This window comes from Sporosarcina sp. Marseille-Q4943 (assembly GCF_943736995.1).
Classification (GTDB): domain Bacteria; phylum Bacillota; class Bacilli; order Bacillales_A; family Planococcaceae; genus Sporosarcina.
Genome location: NZ_CALSFT010000002.1, coordinates 201,560 through 223,558, shown reverse-complemented (window position 1 = coordinate 223,558; position 21,999 = coordinate 201,560). Strand labels below are relative to the sequence as shown.

Genomic DNA, 21,999 nt, shown 5'->3' with positions numbered 1-21,999 from the left:
ATAAAGACGGTTGCCTAAACTTCTATTGATCCTCAACTTCCAGCGTCCCTTCCCCATCATCCGGCAGAAGCTCGAAAATCCACTTCCCTTCACTCTCATCAAATGAAATTTCATTGATGACAACATAGCCATTCGATAATCTCTCACCCGCGATTTTCAATGCTTTCTCGACGGCCTGTGACTCGGAAAGCTTTGCGTTCGCTGGCTTATAGTCCGGCAAGACCTCTACAAACTTTGCGGTCCCTTGTCCAGGATACGATTCAAGAATTGGACCTGATCGTTCCACATTCACACGTTGACCGACTTTCAGCTTGTCGGCTTCTGGGAATTTATAATACACAGCGCTTTTAGTTCCGCCCGCTACGAATATTGTCCCTTCACCAGCGGACAATATGAATCCACCTTCTTCCACCGGAGTATCTGTATACGTTTGTTCAGGAGGTATGATTCTAGATTCCCCCGGCTCCGGGACCATCCTTCCATCTTGCTCGAAAATAATCGTATGATCGGCGAATAACTTCCGCAGCTCCTCTTGTTGCTCCGGTTTTAGAAAATCATGTGTGACTTCAATATCACCTGTGATGATATTGACGTAAAGGCCGAAAGATCCCTGTTCCGATTCCATGCTTTTCAATGCTTCCGTTACTTCCTCCTGTTGATCATAAAGTTCCTTTTCCGTATGAGGGCTACGGAAGATATAGATCGGTTCCGCTAGGATCTCGCCCGCATCCACTTTCGGCTGTAGCAGATCAAGCAATTGCTGAACGCGTTCATCCGGCTCCTTCAGCCCGATCCACACGCCGGATTGCGCAGCACCCTTCGTCTGAAGTTCGAAGAAGATGACGCCTTCATGATGAATGCCACCCTCGCCGTAAACTTTTTCCACCGCCTGGAAGACAGCGGGTCCCTCAATTGTATTGACATTCAAATCCTCCACCGTTTCTTTCGTAGGCTCCTCAAACTCAGGGGGCGTTTCTATAGTGGCCCTCTTGTCCCGTATAGGCGTCTCTTCAACGGTTTGCTTCAGTTCGGCAATAATTTCGCGTCCACTCACTTTTTTCAACGTTGGCCATCCGCTATCTACAACAAAGCTATTTTGCGGGGACGCATCCGTTCCACAGCCTCCCAATATCAAAGCAGCACCCAATAGTATTGACACGCTATATTTCATTCCAAAACCTCCCATTCACTAAGTTAGACGGATGATTTGTTTAAAAGTTACGACTAAAACTCATTGACACCCTTTCTATGATTTGATACATTCAACTACAATATCGATGACGAAGAGAGTAGTGAGTCTGTACTTCCGTAGCGAGCCGGGGTTGGTGGGAGCCTGGCGGGGTGGATTCGTGAAGCGCACTTCGGAGATGCTTGTCTGAATGAAGTAGGAGAAGCCGGTGTCTCGCCGTTAGGAGAAAGGGGCCTCTATCCAAACCATGACAGGGGCAAATTGAGTGGTACCGCGGAACAAGCTTTCGTCTCATTTATTGAGATCGAAGGCTTTTTATTTTTCCTGAAAAGGGGTTCGTATAAATGAAAAAGGATATTTTACAAGCTTTACAGACAGTCAGCCCAATGCAATTGGAGGAGCATATGCTGGAGCGCCCAGCAAATTCAAAGTTAGGCGATTTTGCATTACCTTGTTTTCCATTCGCAAAAACCTTGCGGAAGTCACCTGTCACCATCGCGGAAGAAATCGCAGCTGCCGTTAAGCATCCATTAATCAGTAAAGTTGAAGCAGTGAATGGGTACGTTAATCTTTTCGTAAACCGAAAAGCCGTTGCAGATACGCTACTTCCAACGGTCCTGGAGCAATGCGCCAATTACGGTTCCTCCAATGAAGGCAACGGCGGTGTTGTGACGATTGACTTGTCCTCGCCAAACATTGCGAAGCCGTTCTCGATGGGCCATCTACGTTCCACGGTCATCGGGAATTCCATCGCCTTATTGCTCGAAAAGAATGGCTACCAACCGATGAAAATCAATCACATCGGCGATTGGGGCACGCAATTCGGAAAGCTACTCACCGCCTACCGGAAATGGGGCATCGAGGAAGAGGTCCGTCAAGCACCGATCGAGACATTGCTGAAGCTATACATCCGTTTCCATGAAGAAGCAGAGGCAGATCCTTCCTTGAACGATGAAGGGCGCGCGGCATTCAAGGCGCTTGAAGACGGAAATTCCGAAGCACTCGCCCTGTGGGACTGGTTCAAAACCGAGTCGTTGAAGGAATTCCAACGGATCTATGATCTGATCGGAGTCACCTTTGATTCTTATAATGGTGAAGCGTATTACAACGACAAAATGGAGCCAGTCGTTCAAGAACTCGAAGACAAAGGACTATTGGTCGAATCGGACGGCGCCATGGTCGTGGAACTTGAAGAAGGCATGCCGCCATGTCTCATCAAGAAATCGGACGGAGCGACGTTGTACGCGACAAGGGATTTGGCAGCTGCCATTTATCGAAAAAACAAGTACGACTTCGTCAAATCCATTTACGTCGTCGGGAATGAACAAAGCCTTCACTTTACACAAGTGAAGCAAGTGCTTTGCAAAATGGGGCATGACTGGGCAAGCGACATCGTACACGTACCATTCGGGCTCATCTTGCAAGACGGCAAGAAGATGTCGACGCGTAAAGGAAAGATCGTCTTGCTCGAGGAAGTATTGAAAGAGGCGATCGAACTTGCACAGAAAAACATCGAGGAAAAGAACCCGACGCTCGCGAAAAAATCCGAAGTGGCGGAAGCCGTCGGTGTCGGCGCCATCCTTTTCAGCGACTTGAAGCAGCACCGGAAACATGATATCGAATTCGATCTCGAGACGATGCTCCAGACAGAAGGCGAAACTGGGCCATACGTTCAATATGCACATGCGCGGGCGAACTCCATCTTGCGTAAAGCGAAGGCAACCAACACGTTCGCGATTGACGAAGTGAATGATCACGAATGGGAAACGATCAAACAACTTGAGCAATTTCCACAAGCCGTTAAACGTGCAGCGGAAGAACTGGACCCATCCGTCATCGCAAAATATGCGATTGATCTTGCCCAAGCGTTCAACTCGTTTTACGGGAATGTGCAAGTCCTATCCGACGAAACAAACAAGCATTACCGCATTGCGCTTACCGAATGCGTCGTCATCGTATTGAAGGAATCATTGCGCCTACTCGGCATGAAGGCGCCTGAGGAGATGTAAACTCAAAAGCGGAGGGCGCTTGCTCAGATGCGACAGGCATAAGGCGGATCCACGAAACGGCGCTCTTTGCCGTAAAGTGGAACTGACTTATGACCCGAGAATCTAGCGCTCGCAGCTAGACGAAAAAAAGCAATCGCCCCACTGCAGCGGGACGATTGCTTTTTTTCATTCATTTTTCCAACAGTCAGCACCCTTTAAACTAGGATCCGCTTTAAACACGGGGTTTTTCCCTTGTTTCCGTTGCTTCGTATAATCATCCAACACATGGAATGCGACTTTCCCGAGTGCCAAGATGACGAGGAGATTTATAATTGCCATCAATCCCATGAACAAGTCCGCCATGCTCCAGACGATATCCACTTTTGCGAGAGCACCGAACATGACCATGCCGAGGACGAGAATTCGGTAAAGCGTCATCCACGACTTATGTGTGTTGATGAATTCGATATTCGTTTCACCGTAATAGTAATTTCCAACGATTGAGCTAAACGCGAAGAACATAATCGCGATTGCGACAAAATATGGCGCCCATGAACCAACGTGAACAGCCATCGAAGATTGTGTCAGCAAAATGCCGCTCTCTTCCCCTTTATCATACAGACCTGCAAGGATGATGATGAAGGCTGTCGCAGAACAAATGATGATCGTATCGAAAAATACGCCAAGGCTTTGAACAAGCCCTTGTTTCGCCGGATGCGTCGCACTCGCCGTCGCCGCAGCGTTCGGCACACTTCCCATTCCAGCTTCATTGGAGAATAAACCACGTCGAATACCTTGCAACATGGCAGCGCCTATACCGCCGCCAGCCATTTCCTTAATGCCGAAAGCATGTTCAAAAATGAGTGCAATCATTGCGGGTACTTCTGTAATATTAATGGCAACAACGTAAAGTGCAATAAGCAAATAAAACACTGCCATAATCGGAACTATTGATTGTGTCACTTTAACAATCCGCTGCACGCCGCCGAAGATAATAATTCCTGTCAGCACGACAAGAAACAGTCCGACAACCCAATACGGAAGATTGAATACATCATGGAACGATTGACTGATTGTGTTCGACTGAACTGAGTTGAAGATGAAACCGAAACACATTGTGAGAAGAATCGCGAAAACGATGCCGAGCTTCCGAAGGCCTAGCGCCTTCTCCATATAATAAGCCGGCCCTCCGCGGAATGTATCGCCGTCCCGGACTTTGTAAACTTGTGCAAGCGCACTTTCAATAAACGCTGTCGCCATGCCAATAATGGCGATGACCCACATCCAGAAGACCGCGCCTGGCCCGCCAATCCCGATCGCCAGCGCAACCCCAGTTACGTTCCCTGTACCGACCCGAGACGCCGCACTAATTGTAAACGCCTGGAACGCCGAAACCCCACGGTTGCCCTCTTTTTTCTCAAAAATGAGTCTGAACATCTCTCCAAATAAACGGAATTGGACAAACTTCGTCCGAATCGTAAAATATAGACCGATGAACAATAAAAGTCCGATTAATATGTATGTCCAAATAAAATCATTCGCCGGTCCGACGAGCCACTCCACTACTCCCACACTATCCACTCCTTCTCATCCTCGTAACTCACTTACTATCATTACCCAGTCGCGCGAAAAAAACTCACATTTCAAAAATAGAAAAACCGCTGAGCCATCAGGGACTCAGACGGCCTAGAAGCTATCGTCCACTTTTCGTGAAAGCGCTTCATATTTTATTCTGACTTGACTATTTTATCATCGACTTTGTATTTTTCAACATATTTTTCGAAAAAAATCATCGAATATTGCCAGAAAATATTGGCTATCACCTTGAACCCGTTTACCACCGACTCGCTAGTTTCCCAAAAGTTGAATAGGTCAAAAGAATTATTTCTATAGGTGTTTTCCTTCATCACCGAGTTTCGGTACTTTATCACCGACTCGGACGATTTTTCCACCGACTTTCAGCACTATATCACCGACTCAGACTGGGTTATCACTGACTCGCAAGTTTTCATCAAACTACGTCCAACAAGGACTTAAGAACCACCAAAAATATACACTAACAACCTACTGAATATCCAGTTTTCCAATACTTCCATCTGCGAAGTATGCTATAATAAGTATCAAGGCATTGCTCCTGCTCGTTCAGGAGATAAAAATGTCTTGTTTTTTTTAGCCGTTGTTTTATATTTTCATCCCAGATTCAACGGCATACAGTTTTGTAAAAAAACATAGGAGGTACGTATGTTAAAGTTTGAAAACGTTAGCAAGGTGTATGAAGACGGGTTCAAGGCTGTTGATTCTGTCAGCTTTGAGATTCCGAAAGGCGAGCTGCTCGTTCTCATCGGTCCGAGTGGTTCAGGTAAATCAACTACGATGAAAATGATTAATCGGATGGAACCGCATACAAGCGGGAAGATTTCGATTAATGGAAAGGATAACAAATCATATGTCGCTTCCGACCTTCGAAGAGGTATCGGTTATGTGATTCAACAGATCGGTTTATTCCCCCACTATACGATTGAAAAAAACATCTCCATCGTTCCCGAGTTAAACGGGTGGAGCGCGGATAAAATCAAACCCCGCGTAAACGAACTGCTTGAAATGGTTGGGCTGGATCCAAAAATCTACGCAAACCGCTATCCGAAAGAACTTTCCGGGGGGCAACAGCAGCGCGTCGGAATCGCTCGCGCACTAGCATCCGATCCCGAAATCATTTTGATGGATGAACCGTTCAGCGCATTGGATCCGATTACAAGAGAGCAATTGCAGGGCGAACTCATTTCATTACAAAAAAAACTGAATAAGACAATCATTTTTGTTACTCATGACATGGATGAAGCACTCAAAATGGGTGACCGCATCGCAATTATGAAAGACGGCAAGCTACTTCAGTTGGACACTCCAGAAAAATTACTTCATGAACCTGCCCACGGTTTTGTCGAGGAGTTCATTGGCAAGCATCGAATTATTCAAAACCCTGAACTGATGCCGGTGCTCGACATTATGTCCGAATCGGTCGTCACGTCTCTTCCTCAAAGTTCTCCTGAAAAGGCAATCTCCCTTATCCGTCAGAGGAAAATTACGGATCTCATCATCGTGGATGATTCAAAATCTTTGTTAGGCATCGTGTCCGCCTATGATGTCATCAAAAGTGTAAACAACATCCGCACCATTGAAGAACTTATGCAGCCTGTCGGACACTTCTTACAAGACACAGCTTCCGCAAAAGACGCCATCATCATGATGGATGAATCACCGTTCGGCTTGATTCCTATCGTGGATGAAAAACATAAGGTCGTCGGTCTCGTAACACGCGGTTCGTTGCTATCTGCATTGTCCAGCCAGTGGACGGAAACGGTAGCGGAGGTGGTTGCCATATGAATAATTTATCAATCTGGCAACAATTGACCGAACAATCACAGATGCGCTGGAGAGAAGTTCTTGAAGCGACATCCGTCCATATCCAACTCGTGTTCTTCTCGATGTTGATCGCCATCATTCTCGGCGTTTCACTCGGAATCCTCGTCACGCGTGTTCCAAAACTGACGACACTCGTACTCGGCGGCGCAGGCGTCATGCAGACGATTCCAAGCCTTGCCTTGCTCGGCTTCATGATTCCTATTTTCGGAATCGGCGTAAAAACTGCGATCGCTGCTCTATTCCTTTATTCGTTGTTGCCGATTGCCCGAAACACATATGCAGGAATCATCGACGTCGACCCTGCTACGCGGGAAGCTGCTAAAGGAATGGGCATGACAAGTGCACAAATTCTTTTTAAAGTGGAGCTGCCACTCGCGATTCCCGTCATCATGGCCGGAATTCGGACAGCTGCTGTCATTAACGTCGGAAACGCTACCCTCGCCGCATTCATTGGCGCAGGCGGACTTGGAGATTTCATTTTCCTCGGAATTACGCGCGGAATCGATGGATTGATTCTTCTTGGCGCAATCCCTGCAGCATTGCTTGCCATCATTCTCGAAGTGTTCTTCGGCTCGGTTGAGCGCTGGACGACACCGAAAGGATTGAAGGCTGAATGAGGAAGAAGTTTATTTCATTGCTGCTCATTGCAATTGTCGCAAGCATGCTTTCCGGCTGTATCTTCATTGAAGAGGACTCATTGACGCTCGGTTCACGGAACAATACGGAAAGCATCATCTTGTCGCACGTCATGGGACAGTTGATTGAGAATAAAACAGACATCAAAGTCATCTATAAAGAAAACCTCGGCGGCTCGAACGTCGTGTGGAACGCGATGCTGAACGGCAATATTGACGTCGTTCCTGATTATACAGGGACAATTGTCGTCAACTATTACCACGAAGAGCCAGGTAACGCCGAAGAGACGTTGGAAATGACAAGACGACTCGTCGGTGAAGACGGCATCATCGCTTTCAACACATTCGGCTTCAACAACACGTACACCCTCGCGTTGGATGAATCAAAAGCGGAAGAACTTGGGGTCGTCACATTCAGTGACTTCGCTGCATATTCGGAAGACTTTACATTAGGCGCGGTCTTCGAATTCATCGACCGCCCCGACGGACTGCCCGGCTTCCAGAAGGAATACGGGTTGAAATTCAAGAACGTCCGAGGCATGGACCACGGCATCATGTACCGTTCGATTAACGCCGGCGAAGTTGACGTCATCAACTCCTACACGACAGACGGCCAATTGCAGGAATTCGACTTGCGTGTGTTGGAAGACGACAAATCCTACTTCCCTCCGTATCATGCGCTCCCGCTCGTGCGGAAAGAAACGTTGAAGGAGTATCCTGAAATCGAAGCGGTTCTGAAGCAGCTCGAAGGTATGATCGACGAAGAGGCGATGCAAAAGATGAACGCCAAAGTCGACAACGACGGCATGATGGTTGAAAGGGTTGCAGAGGAGTTTTTGGTGGAGAGTGGGTTGATCGAGGCGGAGTGATGGGGTGTGCCTGGGAGCGGTTATCACCGCTCGGACGAACTTTATCACCGACTCTCAACGTGTTATCACCGACTTGAACTAGTTTATCACCGACTTCCAGCACTTTATCACCGACTCTCGCCGTGTTATCACCGACTCTCGGCACTTTATCACCGACTTGGCTTGTTACCATCAAAAAGCGCACAGTTCTGAAGTGACCCCAAAAAGTTGGACAGTGTATTTATTTAAGCTGCGCGTTGGGCAAGAGTCCGGTATTGTACAGGGCTCTTGCCTTTTAATTTAGACTTGATACGCTTGTCATTATAGTAATTCATATATTCTTCAAGTTCTTTTTTAAAATGATCAACACTTTCAAATTCATTTAAATAAAGAAATTCAGACTTCAAGATCCCGAAGAAGTTCTCAATCACAGCGTTGTCATAACAGTTTCCCTTACGGGACATACTCTGTGTTATTCCGTTTTTTTTCAAGGCATGGCGATACTGTTTCATTTGGTAATGCCATCCCTGGTCTGAATGAAGAATCAGTTCATCCTCATCCGTCAATCGCTCAAAAGACTTCTCTAACATATCTGATACCAGTGAGTAAGTTGGCCTGGAACCCAGAGTGTATGTGATGATTTCACCATTAAATAAATCAAGAATAGGAGATAGATAGAGCTTCTCACTGAATAACTTAAACTCTGTAATATCTGTTACCCATTTTTGATTTGGCTTATCGGAATTGAAATCACGATCTAACACATTTGGTGCTATCTTCCCAACCTGCCCTTTATATGAACGATATTTCTTCATACGGACAACACATTTCAAACCTAATTCCTTCATTAATCGCTGCACTTTTTTATGATTCACATTATATCCTTTGTTTTCTAATTCGTCCTTGATACGACGATAGCCGTAACGGCCTTTGTGTTCATGATATATTGACTGTATCATTTCCTTTAACTCCGCATCCTTGTCAGGACGATTGAATTGATCAATCCAGTAATAATAGGTGCTGCGGGGTATACCAGCCAACTTTATAAGTGCTTTAACCGGGAATTTTAGCCTTAGTTCATAGATTACTTTCGCTTTATCTTGTTTGGTGATTTTCCCTTGTTCTGAACTAAGGCATTCAACTTTTTTAGATACTCATTCTCCATACGTAATTGTGCCACTTCGGCATGTAAAGATGCGACAGTATCATCTTTTGGAGACTCGTTATTTCGTTTCTCTTGGGATTCTTTTTTCATGGATGGACGCCCCTTTTTCTTAGAAGTGAGGGCGTCTATTCCACCTTTTTCAAAAAGGATCCTCCAAGCTCTTATCGTTGCTGGAGAGGAAATGTTGAAAATCACAGCTGTTTCATTTGGTGACGTCCCATTATCACTCATGTAATTAAGTACATCCAGTTTAAACTGTAAGGAGTAATTTGTGTAGCTTTTCTTTATTAAACCATCTATCCCATGAGCTTGATATTGCTTTACCCAGTTCATCACTACGCTTACAGGTGTTCTAATTGACCTTTCAATTGAAATATAACTTTCTCCGCCTTCCAAATACCGATTAACAGCAGCTAGTTTATATTCAAGCGTATATTTTGCCATAGTAAAACTGCACCTCCAATTGTTAGAATGTGTCCAACAATTGGGGGGCAGTTCATTCATGTGCGCTTTTTGCGTTCCATATGAAAACTCATGTAATAAGACCTGTTTCTCTTAGCCCCCACCACCTCTAAATCCATAGAAGCCAATAGCCGATGTGCAGTCTGCTGTTTATCAACTCTTAAAAACTCCCGACAATCTTTATTCCTCATTCCACCGCCAAACAATAGAAACCAGTCACGAATGGCCTTCTTATGCGCATCCCGGCTTGTTCCGCCGCAAGCTAAACAACGCCACCCGCCCATATATTTTTCCATGCCAATAAACCCACATCCCGGACAAATCACACCTGTCCGTATGTCATTGCGTGGAATCGAATAAGTTTCACAAATAGGAGAAGGAATAAAGTCGCGATGGGAGCTGCTTAGCTGCGATAGTAGGTCGGCGAAAGTTTCGTCATCCAACAATGGGGAGGTTGTTGGGAGTTTGCGGATGAATGTGGGGACCGCACTTGGAAAAAGAATAGGGGTATTCGTGTCGAATACTTCGATGCGTTGCCTTGCATACGCGAGGACGACGGCGCCGTATACCGGCAATGAGATGTTTCGGCTATAGAGCCAGTCTTGAAACAGTTCACAGTTGCTCTCCAGCTGGGCGATTGGGCTTTTGAACCCGCTCACTTGGCCTGAATCGAGCACGCGGATCATTTGAGGCGGATTTTGTGTCACCGTCAGTTCGCCCGCAATATTCTTCACTTCGAACAAAACCGCATACGACGGGGTGATGAAGAGCGTGTCCACTTGAAAATATGTACTGGAGGCTAGCGATAGATCGTTAAAAATGCCATGCTTCATTGAAAAAGCATAGCCCTCTAACACTTTGTCCAATTCCTGCTCGCCGCCAAATCCTGCTTGGACCGTCGCTTGCTTCGAGCGCAAAGAAGGAATCGCTTCATGTTGACTCGGCAATCTCCTTATCGCCGCCTCCAGCCCTTCCAGCAAAAGTGGCGCTTGTCTTTCTTTATTAATGAATCATCTCATCTCCTCTATTTTTTATTCCGCTTGCTCATAGTTTATCATATTCACCAATGAGAAAACTAATAATACTGACTACTATTCAATGAACTGCAAATACTCCCACACATTCCCGAACGGATCCTTAAAACTAATATATTTTCCTGGCGGGCAGTCTGCGGGTTCCGCGATAATCAATTCCACATCGTGTTCTTTGAGCACTTCAAGAGATTGGTGGATGTCGTCACTCTTCAACGTGAGTACAACTCCAGAAGAACTTGCATTGCGTGCCGCATGCTCCGACTCCTCCAAAACGATGGGCAGCTCTCCGTGGACAAGCGTTATAATTTTCGGTCCATACTCTTTGTTCACTTCAAACCCCAATACTTCCGTATAAAATTGGATGGCCTCCTTCATATTCGGCACATGAATGCTAATCACGCAAACTTGCGTCATACCTCTTCCCCCTGCCTTTCATATTTATTAATCATCCTCCACAAAAACCGCATCTGCTGACTTTCTTCGTTCCACTGCAACCGGATCCACTCATACTCGCGATCTAGCAATCGGCTAATCAAAACAGCTGCCTGTTCATGCTTTCCAGGCGTGATGAACTCCAGTATTTCAGTCAATTCCGCTACAACTGACTCAGGCAATGAAAGCTCAATCGTCTTCAACCCCAGCTTTGCGCGTTCCGGTGCATATCGAAACAAGAGCACCCTCCCCAAATGATGCACGACGTTCGTCAGCATCCTCACCGACCAAATGTCATTCCCCCTGGCCGCTGACTGTGAGTACTGGTATAAAAACCACCCTACGTCCAGGACATTATCCCGATATTCATTCTCCGAAAGCGTCAATCCTTGCGTCTCCACAAATTCATTCATCAAACGATAAGGATCATAAAGCACCTTGAAATGGTCGCCTTCAACAAACGATTCCTTCGTCACCGTAAATAAATCGATATGCAACAGATCGTCAAACACCGCAATGATCTGAGGGGCGACAATGAAAATATCGTCCATTAAAATAATATCCCGATACGCCCGTAAATGCTCCACCCGGTTCGCGAGGAATTCCTTCTTATCCTCCTCGTTCACTAAGCAATACAGATCGACGTCTGAATGCTCGTCATGCTCTCCTCTTCCCATTGACCCTTTCAGAAAAACTGCCTGCACAAGCGGGTCCTTCTCCAAACTGGCAGTAATTTTTTCAACAGCCAACTCCTGCGGTAACATGATCTTCCCCCCTTACTTGTACAGCAGCCCTTCATTAGCATTCTCGAACTCTTTAACGCTGCCCAGCTGGTTCCCATATCCTTCTCCATCCTATGCTGGTTCTCCTTCATTACACACAAATAAAAAAGAGTAGCCCAACTAAGTACCCCTTAAGTAGTAATTCTTCTCCAATTGAAACTTTATACCGCTTTCATTCGTATTCACAATGAAAATAGGTAAAGGTTTATTGGCAATAGACCATACCTAAATGCGATAGGCGAACGAGAGGTTGATGTTTATGAGGAAGAAATCCTTAAAGTTAGATAATGAACAGAATGAAAAACAGAATAAAAAACGACTACGAATCATTATTCTCTTTCTAATGGTCATTATGGTTTTGGTTATAATAGGTGGCAGTTTTATGACGTTTAATAGGTTCGGGACGGATCTTTATAAAGCGTTCGTCTATCACTTTATTGGAACGTCCTTTTTGTTTGCTGCTGGTTTGACATTCTTTATATTTATTCTGTATCACGTCTTTTTGATTACTGTTTATAATCCTCAGAGGATCAAAAAATCATCGGTCATCAAATTTGCATGTGGTGGGCTATTCACCTTAATTATTACTATATCTTTATTAATTTTCGGTGGAACTGAAGCTAAAAAGTCTATCCAGAGTATGAAGGATTATGAGAATGGCGAGTGGCAAGTCGAAGACGTATTAGTTTTGGATATTTATAGAGGATCTCGTGGACATAAAGGATCTTTTCGTTCTAATATTGTACTAATTGACACCGATAAAGGTGAAATGACACTCTATTTTGAGGATTTTCTAATATATAAAGGAGAGAAGTATCGTTTCACTTATTTAGATGCAGCAAACACGATTATAAAAGTTGAAAAAATCATAGATTAAGTATTCCAAAGTCTATTTTCTCCAGTGACTTCAATCTCCGGGATGAGTAATTGAATTTCTTATTTAATCAAAATATAAAACAGCCACCTTCTTAATCGACTCGGTGGCTGTTTATTTACTGTAAAAGCTGTTCCTTAAATCATTTTAAATTGGATGACCCTGCATGATTCATCCACTAAAGGGTATTCTATTCTGCTAGGAGGGTGATAAAAGTGACGTCATTTCGCCCAGAAAGTTGGCCGGAAGATCCGACGCCTGCAAGCCAGATTCATTGCGAGGATTGTGGACTTTATCGGCAAGGAACACGGATGGTGTGGGGAGAAGGAAATCCAAAGGCACCGATCATGGTGATTCTCGATAATCCAGGGGCGCGTGAAGATCGTGAAGGAAACTCGATCGTATGCGGCACACGGCAAACTTTGCAGCAAGCCGTTCATGAAGTTGGTTTGAATAAAGAACATATCTATGTCACTTACGTTTTAAAAAGACGGCCAGTTCGTGCGTATGACAAAGAATCGACCCGCCAAATCTGCATGCACCGACATTTGGATGAACAAATACAGTTACAACAACCATCCGTCATTGTATGTTTAGGAAATGTAGCCGTCCAATCCTTCTTCCAAAACTCCGAAGTAGATGTAAAGAGTTTGCGTGGAAGCTGGCATGACGTTAAGGGATATCCTACCACCGTCGCCTACCACCCACTTGCCGTCAGACGCAGGCCGAATTTATATAAATACTTCTTAGAAGATATGAGGCTAGTGAAGTCGAAGTTCGAAAAGAGCGATAAACATGCCGACCATTGAACATGAAATATCCATCAATGCCCCTATCCAAATCTGTTTCGATATTGCGAGAACGGTAGAAGTGCACGAAGGGAAAACGATGCTGACGAAACAAATAGCCATCGGCGGGGTTACAGCCGGTTTGATGGAATATGGCGATTCCGTCACTTGGCAATCGACTCATTTAGGAATAAAACAAACATTAACATCTCGAATTATTGAAATGGTAAGACCATATCATTTCACCGATGCCATGGTCCAAGGAGCCTTTCAATCCTTTACACACAAGCACGAATTCTTTCAAAGCGATACGGGAACGATCATGAAAGACACCTTTTCCTATCAATCCCCTTTTGGCATTGTAGGGAAAGCAGCGGATCGATTGTTTTTGGAAAAGTATATGATACGCTTTATCGCAAGTCATGCCGAAAAGGTAAAAAGGGCCGCTGAAGCGGAAATTGCAGCACATCAAAACAGGTTAAGTTGACCATAGTAAGTATGCAAATACAATTTGGGAGGTTTTCATAATGAAACAAGGTGCGCATAGCAATTTATATTCCAATCCGAAGACACCGGGAAATCGCAGAGAAGTAAAAGAAGAAATTTCAATGGAATTGGCTGAGCTCGGCAATCTTCAACCGAATCATGAGAAGATGACACCAAATCATCGAGAGACAGCAGAGCGAGATAAATACAAAGGCTGAGTGAAAATAGCCATGTCTTTGATTAAATTCAGACATGGCTATACCTGATTCGTTGTTCATCTGTAACTTTTAGTAATCAGGCCGCCTTGCTCTTTTAGGTCACAAATAGCGTCAGAGAGCGACTGATTACTCGCCGGATCATCCCTAACAATTATCAACTTATCCAAATAAGGTCGAAGGATCCCATCCAACTCTCCCCGCTTCCCTTCAAACTGCTTCGTCCATTTATACATGTTCCGCAACATTTGAAAATCCGGTTCATACGCACATACTTCTATTCCAACTACTTGCTTCACATGCCTGCTCAAAATCCGTAATTTCCGTTTCCATAAAGGCGGATCCAGCCAAATGATGATGTCAGCCAAGTCCAATAGGAGGTGATAAGACGGGCGGTATACCCCTTCCGCAATCCAACTTCCTGCGGCATCCATTTGGTGAATGACTTGCATTTGTTCATCGGGTGGCCGCTTCACCCGGACACCGTTCTTGTTGCAATAAACAACCGCATCCAATTCAACGAATGGCAAGTCCATTTGCTTCGACAATTCTTTTGCATATGTCGTTTTCCCGCTTGCAACAATCCCCATTATGAAGATTTTCATATTCAACATTCCCGTTCTTGAAATATCAATTTATGAACTGCAATACTCCAATAACCTCTTCGATTCTATAAATGTCTTTAGCTTCGACAGGTACCTCTACGTTAATTCCAAAACCGACTATATCAATTCGAATAGCTAATTCCATATCCACAAGCGAGTCGCCTATTATGAAGGACTCATTTAAATCGATTGCAGGGTACTTATCAATCGCCTGCCGAATCATTCCCGTTTGAGGTTTGCAACAATCGCAGCCTTCCCGCCGCCCATGCGGACAGTAGAAAACGTCTAAAATGTCTACGTCATGTCTAGTCAATACTTCCAACATTTCTCTATTTATCTCTTCATATTGCTCTAAAGAAATATAGCCTTCATTAATCAAATATTGATTGGTGATAATAATGATTTTGAATCCTTTTTGCATAACTTGTTGCAACGTTTCAATGGCACCGGGAAGAAACTCCGGTTGGGTAATGGCGGACCAATTTTCATCAGGATAGTCTTTAATAATCGTTCCATCCCTATCGAAAAATGCTATCTTCAACAGTCGCTCTCCTGTTCATAATTTACAATATGCTCAGAAACACTCCTCCAAAAGAAACCAATCGTCTGTTGCCATGAATCCCTACTCGCTTGAGCTGTATCATATTTAGTTCCGCCGGTAAATTGATTGGCAGCTACAGGAATGAAAGGGATGCCCATCTCATGTCCCGCCCCTTTATATACTAAATGATTGTATTCATACTCAAATTTAGACCGCCGGAGCCTCTCCATTGCCATTTCATTCAATTGAACAGAATCAAAACAAGCATCATCCGTTCCGGATATCAATAATACCGAACCATTTATCTTTTCAACTGGAATGGTCGCCTGTTCCGTTATTTGAGGATCAGAAGAAAGATAGTCATACCAAATTCGAAGCGGATTCTCCCCCGCTTTCCGCATTGCAAGACATCTATTCGATATCTCAACGGAACTGTCCGGACGGGCATAGGGGATTGCTTTACCATTGTACGTCCATGAAGGAGGCAATTCTTTTTGGTCTGTCCATGGAGCAATGCCGCAAAATACGACAGGTGAGCCACTTAACGAGACGACGGCTTTTATGTCTTCAAAGTGAGCAGCGGCTAATAATGCAAGTTCTCCACCTTTAGACGTTCCATGTATCCCTAGCCATCCTTTTTCGACATCCGGTCGGGACTGAAGCCAACGAATAGCCCCTTCTATATACTCTAGTGGTATTTCAACGAGTTGTTTCGGAAGAGGCTCTTGCCCCCAATATCCTAAGGCAAGTACGTTGAACCCATGGGATGCCAATAAGGAAGCAGGAAATTCATAGATTCCACCTTCAGATCCACCGACAACGATGATCGTAGGTCTAGGAATGGAATTTCTAGTATGAAAAAATGTTCCCACTACTCCTTTTTCATTCACCGGCGTCCTCATTATGTCATCAGCGATCCACTTGCGAGTAATGACTTTCGTGTCGACAACCTTTCCATCACATTCGAGCAAAATCGTAAGGGATTGAAGCTGCAGTTTATTAAATGCCTCCTCAGAGTTTTCCTCTGTACGTTGAACTTGCATAGACCAAAATAGGCCCATTCCATCTACGCCTTCATAAGTTCCCTCAATAGGAGCAGCTTGCTGAAGATCAACGATACCTTCTTCATCCGCCAAATATGACCCATGAGATTCCATATAATATATTGTTTTTCCCCAAAAGGATTTTCGTTGGAATCTCACCGTCACCTTCTGCCCGTTGCTTAGCCCTATCACCCGAATTCCAACTGACCGGTCAATCAATGGCAATCCCATATCAATCAACAATCGAGGCTGCCCTTTCATTAATCTATCCCCTTTCCCATCACTTCCCTATGCCATACGACTGCTTCCCGTTCAATCTGCAAAGCAAGTTGTTCCTTCCCTTTTATGTACGATTCAATATCATAAGGATATTGCTGAGCTAACCTTTCTTTCAAATCCCCATAACGCTTTGCCATTTTCGGATATGCCCGTAAATAATCCCGGAATGCAAGATGGCGATCGATTTCCGGAGAACCTTTCTCGTAAATATGAACATGATGCGTTCGCTCGTTCCCACCTTTTTGAAAATAGCAACGCCCCGCAATACCATTCTCGCCCTTCGCCTCATACCCGATTTCCGCCATACTTACGTTGTACTGCTTGATTCGCAAAATATCTTTCACGACAGGCATGATGTCGATTATCGGTTTTGCAGATAATCCTTGTACAGAAGTGCTACCGATATGGTGAATTTCAATTATTTCGGCCCCAAACATCTCCTGCAATACCGCTGCTTCCTTTTGGTAAGCAAGACTCCATCTTTCGGAAAAAGGCATCACTTCTACTTTTCGCATTGCACCCTCCTTCCATCTACTTATGTCTGCCCTATTGTTAGTCCCTCAATTGTCTCGTACTTATTTCTCCGAAGTGCCCATCAATTTTTTAATCACCCGAATTTGCCCGCGGTGATTCAATTCATCCTCAAACACATGAAACCATTTGAAGTAATTATTCATTGGCTGCCCTCCCCAATACGGGGCTTGTTCGAATAGCCATGAATCGGGCAATGTCCCGAATGTATCGATTGTCTTTATCCTCGTTTGTTCCAGTTCTTCAAGGTAGTATTCAATTGGATTTCCTTTAATTTGTTCGCGTGCTGCCTTGCCAAGTTCTATTGCAGGGTTCAGCATTTGGATATCCTCTTCCGTAAAATCACGCTTTTCAAATGTCTCGATTTGATATGCTCTTTCAATTGACACCATATGGGCGAGCAACATGCCGATGGAGTTGGCCTCGTCGTTAATGAGAAAATCCAATTGGTCAACTGTTAAACCTCTCACTTCCACCAACGTTGTCACCCTCGTATATTCCATCATGGATGCCAGCTTGCTAAACTCCAAGCTTAGACCATCTTTTTGGTCAATTAAAAATAAGCCTTGATTTTCCATTATGATTTCCTCCTCTGTTTAGTCTTCACTGTTGCTAGTACTAACAATCGCCTCCAGTACTCCCACGCCTTTCTTGTTTAATACTCCATCTATTGTTATAATAATCGCATAATTAAAGCGAGGAGGATGGACATGGAGTTTGAATTAAGCTTTAAGAATCCTGTAGTTCGTGCCTGGGTAATCATCATGGTGCTTTCTTTCATTCTTGCGACGCTTCTCATATTTTTAACTGATATCCCTAGAACTTATATTTCTTTATCCCAATCTATAGGGTCATGGGCAATTTTTATTGCTTGGTTTCTATTTCATAAAAGAAAGAAAAAATTAGCTCAAGGCTGATTCCTTTGCTTCTTTTCCAATCTCCGAAATTTACAATGCCCATCCGCCGTCGTTCCGAAGAGTGAAAAACCATTCTCTTCATAGTACGTACATAACTTAAGGTTATGCGCAACGCAATCAAGCCTGATCGTTTTATATATGTTTTCATCTATCCAACTCAAAATGTCTCTTCCAATCCCCTTTTTCATATATTCAGGGCGCACTGCCAACCGATGAAGATAAAGAACCTCCGAATTTTCTTCCTGCCCCCAAACATGCTGATCCCACTCACTTTGCTTTGAGTAAAGCGTAAAAGTACCAACGACTTCATCGTCCTGACAGGCGACATAAGTGGCGCTATCTTTTATCGCTTGCCTTATCTCCTCATCCTCTCCACCTTCCAATAGGTACCCCCATTGGTTAATGCCATTCTTTTTCAGACAAGCAGCGACTTCTTTTAATAAGGCGATAATAATCGGAGCTTCCTGCTCGGTTGCCTTTCGGATCTCATATGTATTCACCCTATCTCCCCTCCCCATTCACTTAATTCTCTTTATTGATTGTGAATTCCTTCATTTTAAATAAAGGAGATGAAGATTAAATGTCGAATGTATATTCCCATGGAGGGATGGACATGGGAAATGAATCATTATTATTGAATAAAAAAAGTTGGGATGAGGTAGCGCCACGGTTTTTCGGGCGGAATCCACTGCCTGAATACGGACCGCTTGCTCCTCGGGAAGAGGATTTGAATTTACTTGGCGATGTGGCTGGCCTGAAGGTATTGGATATTGGCTGCGGAAGCGGACATTCTTTGCAATATATGGACTCTCGGGGTGCTGCGGAACTATGGGGAATGGACCTTTCAAAAACACAGATTGAAACGGCAAAGGAGTTGCTGAAGGGCTGCAACGCACCTGTTCATTTATTCGAATCGCCAATGGAGGAAAACCCGGGGCTGCCTCTAGCATATTTTGATATTGTCTATTCCATCTTTGCGTTAGGTTGGACGACCAATTTGCGCCAAACACTCAAAAATATCAATGACTATTTGAAACCGGGCGGCATTTTCGTTTTCAGCTGGGAGCATCCACTGCACAGCCGGGCAAGCTGGGTCGGAGAAGAACTTCATTTCAATAAATCCTATCACGAAGAAGGCGCTTATGACCACGAAGCTTGGCACGCGCCCGCGATCATGCAGCAGTATAAAGTGAGTACATATATTAATACACTAATTGAATGTGGATTCGAAATCGAAAAGGTCGTCGAGGATGTTTCATTGACGGAAGAGGATCGGGAAAGACATGCGAATCGATGGTATTCGTATGAGAAAGCGAAGATGATGCCGACTACGTTGATTATGAAGAGTCGAAAGAAAGGGTAATCGCCTCAGCTGTAATAAGAAGTAGCGCCCGATTTTTAAAAAAAGGCTATGGAGTGATTCAAGATGAGAGAATTTATAGGTATATTTTTGGCTTGTCTAGTTATTTGTTATGCAGCAATGCTTTTCTTTGGCGGCCTTTTTCTAGATAACATTTGGGGCATTGTTACTGTCTTCTCATTCGTACTGGCAGTGTTTATTACACTGTTCATTAAACAGGAATCAAGAATTGAAGAATTAGAAAAGAAAGTGGAAAATTTATTACATAACAAATCGGAGTGATGAGAAAAACAAATTTGGTCGTAACGAAATGCCTGAATTTCCGTCTTATGGATAAAGGGAGCGATGTCAATGAAGAAAAGGAGTATGCTAACTTTCATTTTGATTTTGCTATTATTATCGGGTTGCCGGCTATCAGCTTTTGGTGGTCAGGTTGTAATTGATTGGGTTGATTTTATTCATTTAGACGGAAAAGAATACAACGGAATCCATTCCGGAGTTTTAGCCGACGAAAGTTTTATTGGAGAAAAGGTTGGCACGGTTAAATTTAAAGTGGCTGACAATGTGAAAAATCCAAGTTATAAAATCAGAGACGGTGATGCTGCCTTCCATGAGAAGGGAACTGAGATTTTTCAAATAAAGGATCATCCGCATTTAATAGCCGTCAAGGATACTCATTCCGTAAATGGATACAGGGTTTACTTTTCTAGAGATGATATTAAATACCAATGGCATTTTAGAGATATGCCTTTGGAAAAAGTCGAGAGGATCGAGGTTTACCAAACTGATCCCCCAGCAGGCAATCAATTGATTTTTGAATTGACTAAGAGCGAAGATATCAAAGGCTTCCTTCAATTATTAGTAGATAGTGAAGAAAATCCCAATTTCCGGCCGAACAATGCAAGCGTGGATCCTCTTTTTTATGAAATGTTTTTTTATACTGATGAGCCAATCGCCTATAAATATTATTTGCAGTTCGATGGAGACACTTATTTTTGGAATCCATGGGATACATCAATCATATCTGATGAGATTCAAATGTTTATTGGCAGAAACTAATCATAGCTTTAAATAACGGGCGCATATCCACACCATGGATTCGCGCTTTTTTTGATTAAGGATAGCTGTTACCGATGTGGGCAAAATAAGACTTAAATCTTTAAGGAGGGGTTGACGTTGAAAATACGCATTTTATTACTACTCACTCTCGTCTGTTTTCACTTTTCGTCAATCGCAAGTGCAGAAGCCCCGTTAACAGCTGCATTTATCCGTGATCATCAGTTATGGATGAAAAAGGATGGGCAAGAAATACAACTTACAAAGGACCGTTATGTTTATGGTCCTAAGTGGTCCTATGACGGGCACTTCATCGGCTATATTGACGGCGATGAAAAGGGGGAGAAATCGGATTTATTCATTTACGACACAAAGGAAAAGGAAAGTTACCAGCACTATGTAAATTCCGTCACGTCGGACTTTAAATGGGCTCCGGATAAAAATCAGATTGCTTACACGGATCATGGTCTATTAAATGTGACAAAAATGAAGAATGGCCGACCGTATGGATTTGAAAATGTTTCGTTAGGCGTTAGCGGCTTTGAATGGTTTCCGAATGGCAAAGAATTTATTGTTTCCGCATCCTCCAACTTACTCCCAACTGGTTGGGGCCCTATCCCACTTTTTAGAATTCCGGTAGATGCGAATCTTGATAAAGATAAAATGAAACCTTTTTATACGATTCAAACTGAAATGCATGATTTATTCGGGATTAATGCCAACTATTTTAAGTGGAGTTCTGACGGGAAATGGGTTAGTTTTTTAGTGATTCCTACCGCTTCTTTTGCCATGGACAGTAATACATTGAGTGTTTTATCATCGAGAGGAAAACAATTTCAAGTAGTTGGGAAAATGTTACGATTTAAAGATTGGTTTAAGTGGGCTCCTTCCGCAAATGAACTAGCCTATATATCCGGCGAGGGAAGATTTTTTGTTGAAAACAAGAAAACGACGATTACCGAAATCCCGATACTTAAAGAGCAAAAAGAATATACACCTAATGGATTTGTAGACCTTGATTTGGAATGGTACTCAAAAGACATGGTAATTGTGGCGCGTGCGATAGAGAATAAAGAGTGGAAAGAAGGACCTGTCCCGACGATGTTCACATCACTTTACTCCATAAACATAAGAACGGGAGAGCAAAAACAAATCACATTTCCAGGGACGAATGAACTTGACGAAAACCCTCAAGTTGTCGGACCTTACCTTACTTGGTTTCGAAGGACAGCTGGGCAAGCTACGGGTGATGTGTGGGTGAAAAATACGTTAGACGGACAAGAGCAGATATGGCTTGAAAATGTGGATTATCCTCCAACATTTTTTATTCCAAAGGAAAACCCTTAACG

The 21,999-nt window shown here is 43.8% G+C and carries 25 protein-coding genes and 1 other annotated feature; of the genes, 13 read left to right on the top strand and 12 right to left on the bottom strand.

Going from position 1 to position 21,999, the window contains the following annotated elements; all coding sequences use genetic code 11:
* Positions 1-22 precede the first annotated feature (22 nt).
* Complete coding sequence (locus NIT04_RS01175; protein ID WP_252501784.1) at positions 23-1,171, bottom strand: DUF3221 domain-containing protein; 1,149 nt, start codon at positions 1,169-1,171, stop codon at positions 23-25.
* 97 nt (positions 1,172-1,268) lie between these two features.
* Positions 1,269-1,486: a binding site (T-box leader), on the top strand.
* A 47-nt stretch (positions 1,487-1,533) separates the two neighbouring features.
* On the opposite strand from NIT04_RS01175, the gene argS reads away from it, so the two are divergent.
* A complete protein-coding gene (argS, locus tag NIT04_RS01170) occupies positions 1,534-3,198 on the top strand; it encodes an arginine--tRNA ligase (RefSeq protein WP_252501783.1) in 1,665 nt (554 codons plus the stop codon).
* Positions 3,199-3,363: 165 nt separating this feature from the next.
* Here argS and NIT04_RS01165 read toward each other — a convergent pair whose 3' ends face one another.
* Positions 3,364-4,749, bottom strand: a complete 1,386-nt coding sequence (locus NIT04_RS01165; RefSeq protein WP_371922478.1) for an alanine/glycine:cation symporter family protein — start codon at positions 4,747-4,749, stop codon at positions 3,364-3,366.
* Positions 4,750-5,418: 669 nt separating this feature from the next.
* Here NIT04_RS01165 and NIT04_RS01160 point away from each other — a divergent pair.
* The 3 genes from NIT04_RS01160 to NIT04_RS01150 are packed head-to-tail and all read left to right on the top strand — an operon-like array spanning position 5,419 to position 8,101.
* A complete protein-coding gene (locus NIT04_RS01160; protein WP_252501781.1) occupies positions 5,419-6,558 on the top strand; it encodes a betaine/proline/choline family ABC transporter ATP-binding protein in 1,140 nt (379 codons plus the stop codon).
* Entirely contained in the window at positions 6,555-7,214 is a 660-nt protein-coding gene (locus tag NIT04_RS01155) for an ABC transporter permease (RefSeq protein ID WP_252501780.1), read from the top strand. The genes NIT04_RS01160 and NIT04_RS01155 overlap by 4 nt, the downstream gene beginning before the upstream one ends.
* Positions 7,211-8,101, top strand: a complete 891-nt coding sequence (locus tag NIT04_RS01150; RefSeq protein WP_252501779.1) for a glycine betaine ABC transporter substrate-binding protein — start codon at positions 7,211-7,213, stop codon at positions 8,099-8,101. Before NIT04_RS01155 ends, NIT04_RS01150 begins: the two co-directional genes overlap by 4 nt.
* Before the next feature lie 224 nt (positions 8,102-8,325).
* Here the strand turns inward: NIT04_RS01150 and NIT04_RS01145 are convergent.
* From NIT04_RS01145 to NIT04_RS01130, 4 genes are all read right to left on the bottom strand, one after another.
* Positions 8,326-9,689 (bottom strand): IS3 family transposase gene (locus NIT04_RS01145; protein WP_252501778.1). Its coding sequence is split into 2 segments (ribosomal slippage): positions 8,326-9,230 and positions 9,230-9,689, totalling 1,365 coding nucleotides; the frame shifts between segments, so codons are not numbered across the junction.
* 56 nt (positions 9,690-9,745) lie between these two features.
* Complete coding sequence (locus NIT04_RS01140) at positions 9,746-10,654, bottom strand: nuclease-related domain-containing protein (RefSeq protein WP_252501777.1); 909 nt, start codon at positions 10,652-10,654, stop codon at positions 9,746-9,748.
* Between the two features lie 144 nt (positions 10,655-10,798).
* On the bottom strand, positions 10,799-11,155 hold the full coding sequence (locus tag NIT04_RS01135) for a VOC family protein (protein ID WP_252501776.1): 357 nt from the start codon (positions 11,153-11,155) through the stop codon (positions 10,799-10,801).
* Positions 11,152-11,937 (bottom strand): nucleotidyltransferase domain-containing protein, encoded by a 786-nt coding sequence (locus NIT04_RS01130; protein ID WP_252501775.1) that lies wholly within the window; start codon positions 11,935-11,937, stop codon positions 11,152-11,154. The genes NIT04_RS01135 and NIT04_RS01130 overlap by 4 nt, the downstream gene beginning before the upstream one ends.
* A gap of 277 nt (positions 11,938-12,214) precedes the next feature.
* Between NIT04_RS01130 and NIT04_RS01125 the strand changes: the two genes are divergently transcribed.
* The 4 genes from NIT04_RS01125 to NIT04_RS01110 all read left to right on the top strand — a co-directional run bounded on the left by NIT04_RS01125 (position 12,215) and on the right by NIT04_RS01110 (position 14,321).
* Positions 12,215-12,832, top strand: a complete 618-nt coding sequence (locus NIT04_RS01125; protein ID WP_252501774.1) for a hypothetical protein — start codon at positions 12,215-12,217, stop codon at positions 12,830-12,832.
* Positions 12,833-13,044: 212 nt separating this feature from the next.
* Positions 13,045-13,638, top strand: coding sequence for a uracil-DNA glycosylase (locus tag NIT04_RS01120; protein ID WP_252501773.1), 594 nt, complete (start codon positions 13,045-13,047; stop codon positions 13,636-13,638).
* Positions 13,625-14,104, top strand: a complete 480-nt coding sequence (locus NIT04_RS01115) for an SRPBCC family protein (protein ID WP_252501772.1) — start codon at positions 13,625-13,627, stop codon at positions 14,102-14,104. The genes NIT04_RS01120 and NIT04_RS01115 overlap by 14 nt, the downstream gene beginning before the upstream one ends.
* Positions 14,105-14,144: 40 nt before the next feature.
* Positions 14,145-14,321, top strand: a complete 177-nt coding sequence (locus NIT04_RS01110; protein ID WP_251626771.1) for a hypothetical protein — start codon at positions 14,145-14,147, stop codon at positions 14,319-14,321.
* 56 nt (positions 14,322-14,377) lie between these two features.
* Here the strand turns inward: NIT04_RS01110 and NIT04_RS01105 are convergent, their stop codons facing one another.
* The 5 genes from NIT04_RS01105 to NIT04_RS01085 are packed head-to-tail and all read right to left on the bottom strand — an operon-like array spanning position 14,378 to position 17,895.
* Positions 14,378-14,923, bottom strand: a complete 546-nt coding sequence (locus NIT04_RS01105; protein ID WP_252501771.1) for a hypothetical protein — start codon at positions 14,921-14,923, stop codon at positions 14,378-14,380.
* Between the two features lie 25 nt (positions 14,924-14,948).
* The gene (locus NIT04_RS01100) at positions 14,949-15,464 is read right to left on the bottom strand and encodes an HAD-IIIA family hydrolase (protein WP_252501770.1); all 516 of its coding nucleotides are present in this window, start codon (positions 15,462-15,464) and stop codon (positions 14,949-14,951) included.
* Entirely contained in the window at positions 15,461-16,768 is a 1,308-nt protein-coding gene (locus tag NIT04_RS01095) for an acyl-CoA thioesterase/bile acid-CoA:amino acid N-acyltransferase family protein (RefSeq protein ID WP_252501769.1), read from the bottom strand. Before NIT04_RS01095 ends, NIT04_RS01100 begins: the two co-directional genes overlap by 4 nt.
* Positions 16,768-17,301 carry a GrpB family protein gene (locus NIT04_RS01090; RefSeq protein ID WP_252501767.1) on the bottom strand — a complete coding sequence of 178 codons (534 nt, stop codon included), beginning with the start codon at positions 17,299-17,301 and terminating at the stop codon, positions 16,768-16,770. Before NIT04_RS01090 ends, NIT04_RS01095 begins: the two co-directional genes overlap by 1 nt.
* 60 nt (positions 17,302-17,361) lie before the next feature.
* On the bottom strand, positions 17,362-17,895 hold the full coding sequence (locus NIT04_RS01085; protein WP_252501766.1) for a DinB family protein: 534 nt from the start codon (positions 17,893-17,895) through the stop codon (positions 17,362-17,364).
* Between the two features lie 132 nt (positions 17,896-18,027).
* On the opposite strand from NIT04_RS01085, the gene NIT04_RS01080 reads away from it, so the two are divergent.
* On the top strand, positions 18,028-18,234 hold the full coding sequence (locus tag NIT04_RS01080; RefSeq protein WP_252501765.1) for a hypothetical protein: 207 nt from the start codon (positions 18,028-18,030) through the stop codon (positions 18,232-18,234).
* On the opposite strand, the gene NIT04_RS01075 is transcribed toward NIT04_RS01080, so the two are convergent.
* A complete protein-coding gene (locus tag NIT04_RS01075) occupies positions 18,225-18,734 on the bottom strand; it encodes a GNAT family N-acetyltransferase (protein WP_252501764.1) in 510 nt (169 codons plus the stop codon). The two genes, NIT04_RS01080 and NIT04_RS01075, sit on opposite strands and share 10 nt — an antisense overlap.
* A 113-nt stretch (positions 18,735-18,847) precedes the next feature.
* Here NIT04_RS01075 and NIT04_RS01070 point away from each other — a divergent pair, with 113 nt between their 5' ends.
* The 4 genes from NIT04_RS01070 (at position 18,848) to NIT04_RS01055 (ending at position 21,997) form a co-directional block, all read left to right on the top strand.
* Complete coding sequence (locus NIT04_RS01070; protein ID WP_371922512.1) at positions 18,848-19,597, top strand: class I SAM-dependent methyltransferase; 750 nt, start codon at positions 18,848-18,850, stop codon at positions 19,595-19,597.
* Between the two features lie 63 nt (positions 19,598-19,660).
* Positions 19,661-19,876 (top strand): hypothetical protein, encoded by a 216-nt coding sequence (locus NIT04_RS01065; RefSeq protein ID WP_252501762.1) that lies wholly within the window; start codon positions 19,661-19,663, stop codon positions 19,874-19,876.
* A 69-nt stretch (positions 19,877-19,945) separates the two neighbouring features.
* Entirely contained in the window at positions 19,946-20,653 is a 708-nt protein-coding gene (locus NIT04_RS01060; RefSeq protein ID WP_252501761.1) for a hypothetical protein, read from the top strand.
* A gap of 117 nt (positions 20,654-20,770) precedes the next feature.
* Positions 20,771-21,997 (top strand): translocation protein TolB, encoded by a 1,227-nt coding sequence (locus NIT04_RS01055; RefSeq protein ID WP_252501760.1) that lies wholly within the window; start codon positions 20,771-20,773, stop codon positions 21,995-21,997.
* Positions 21,998-21,999: the final 2 nt, after the last annotated feature.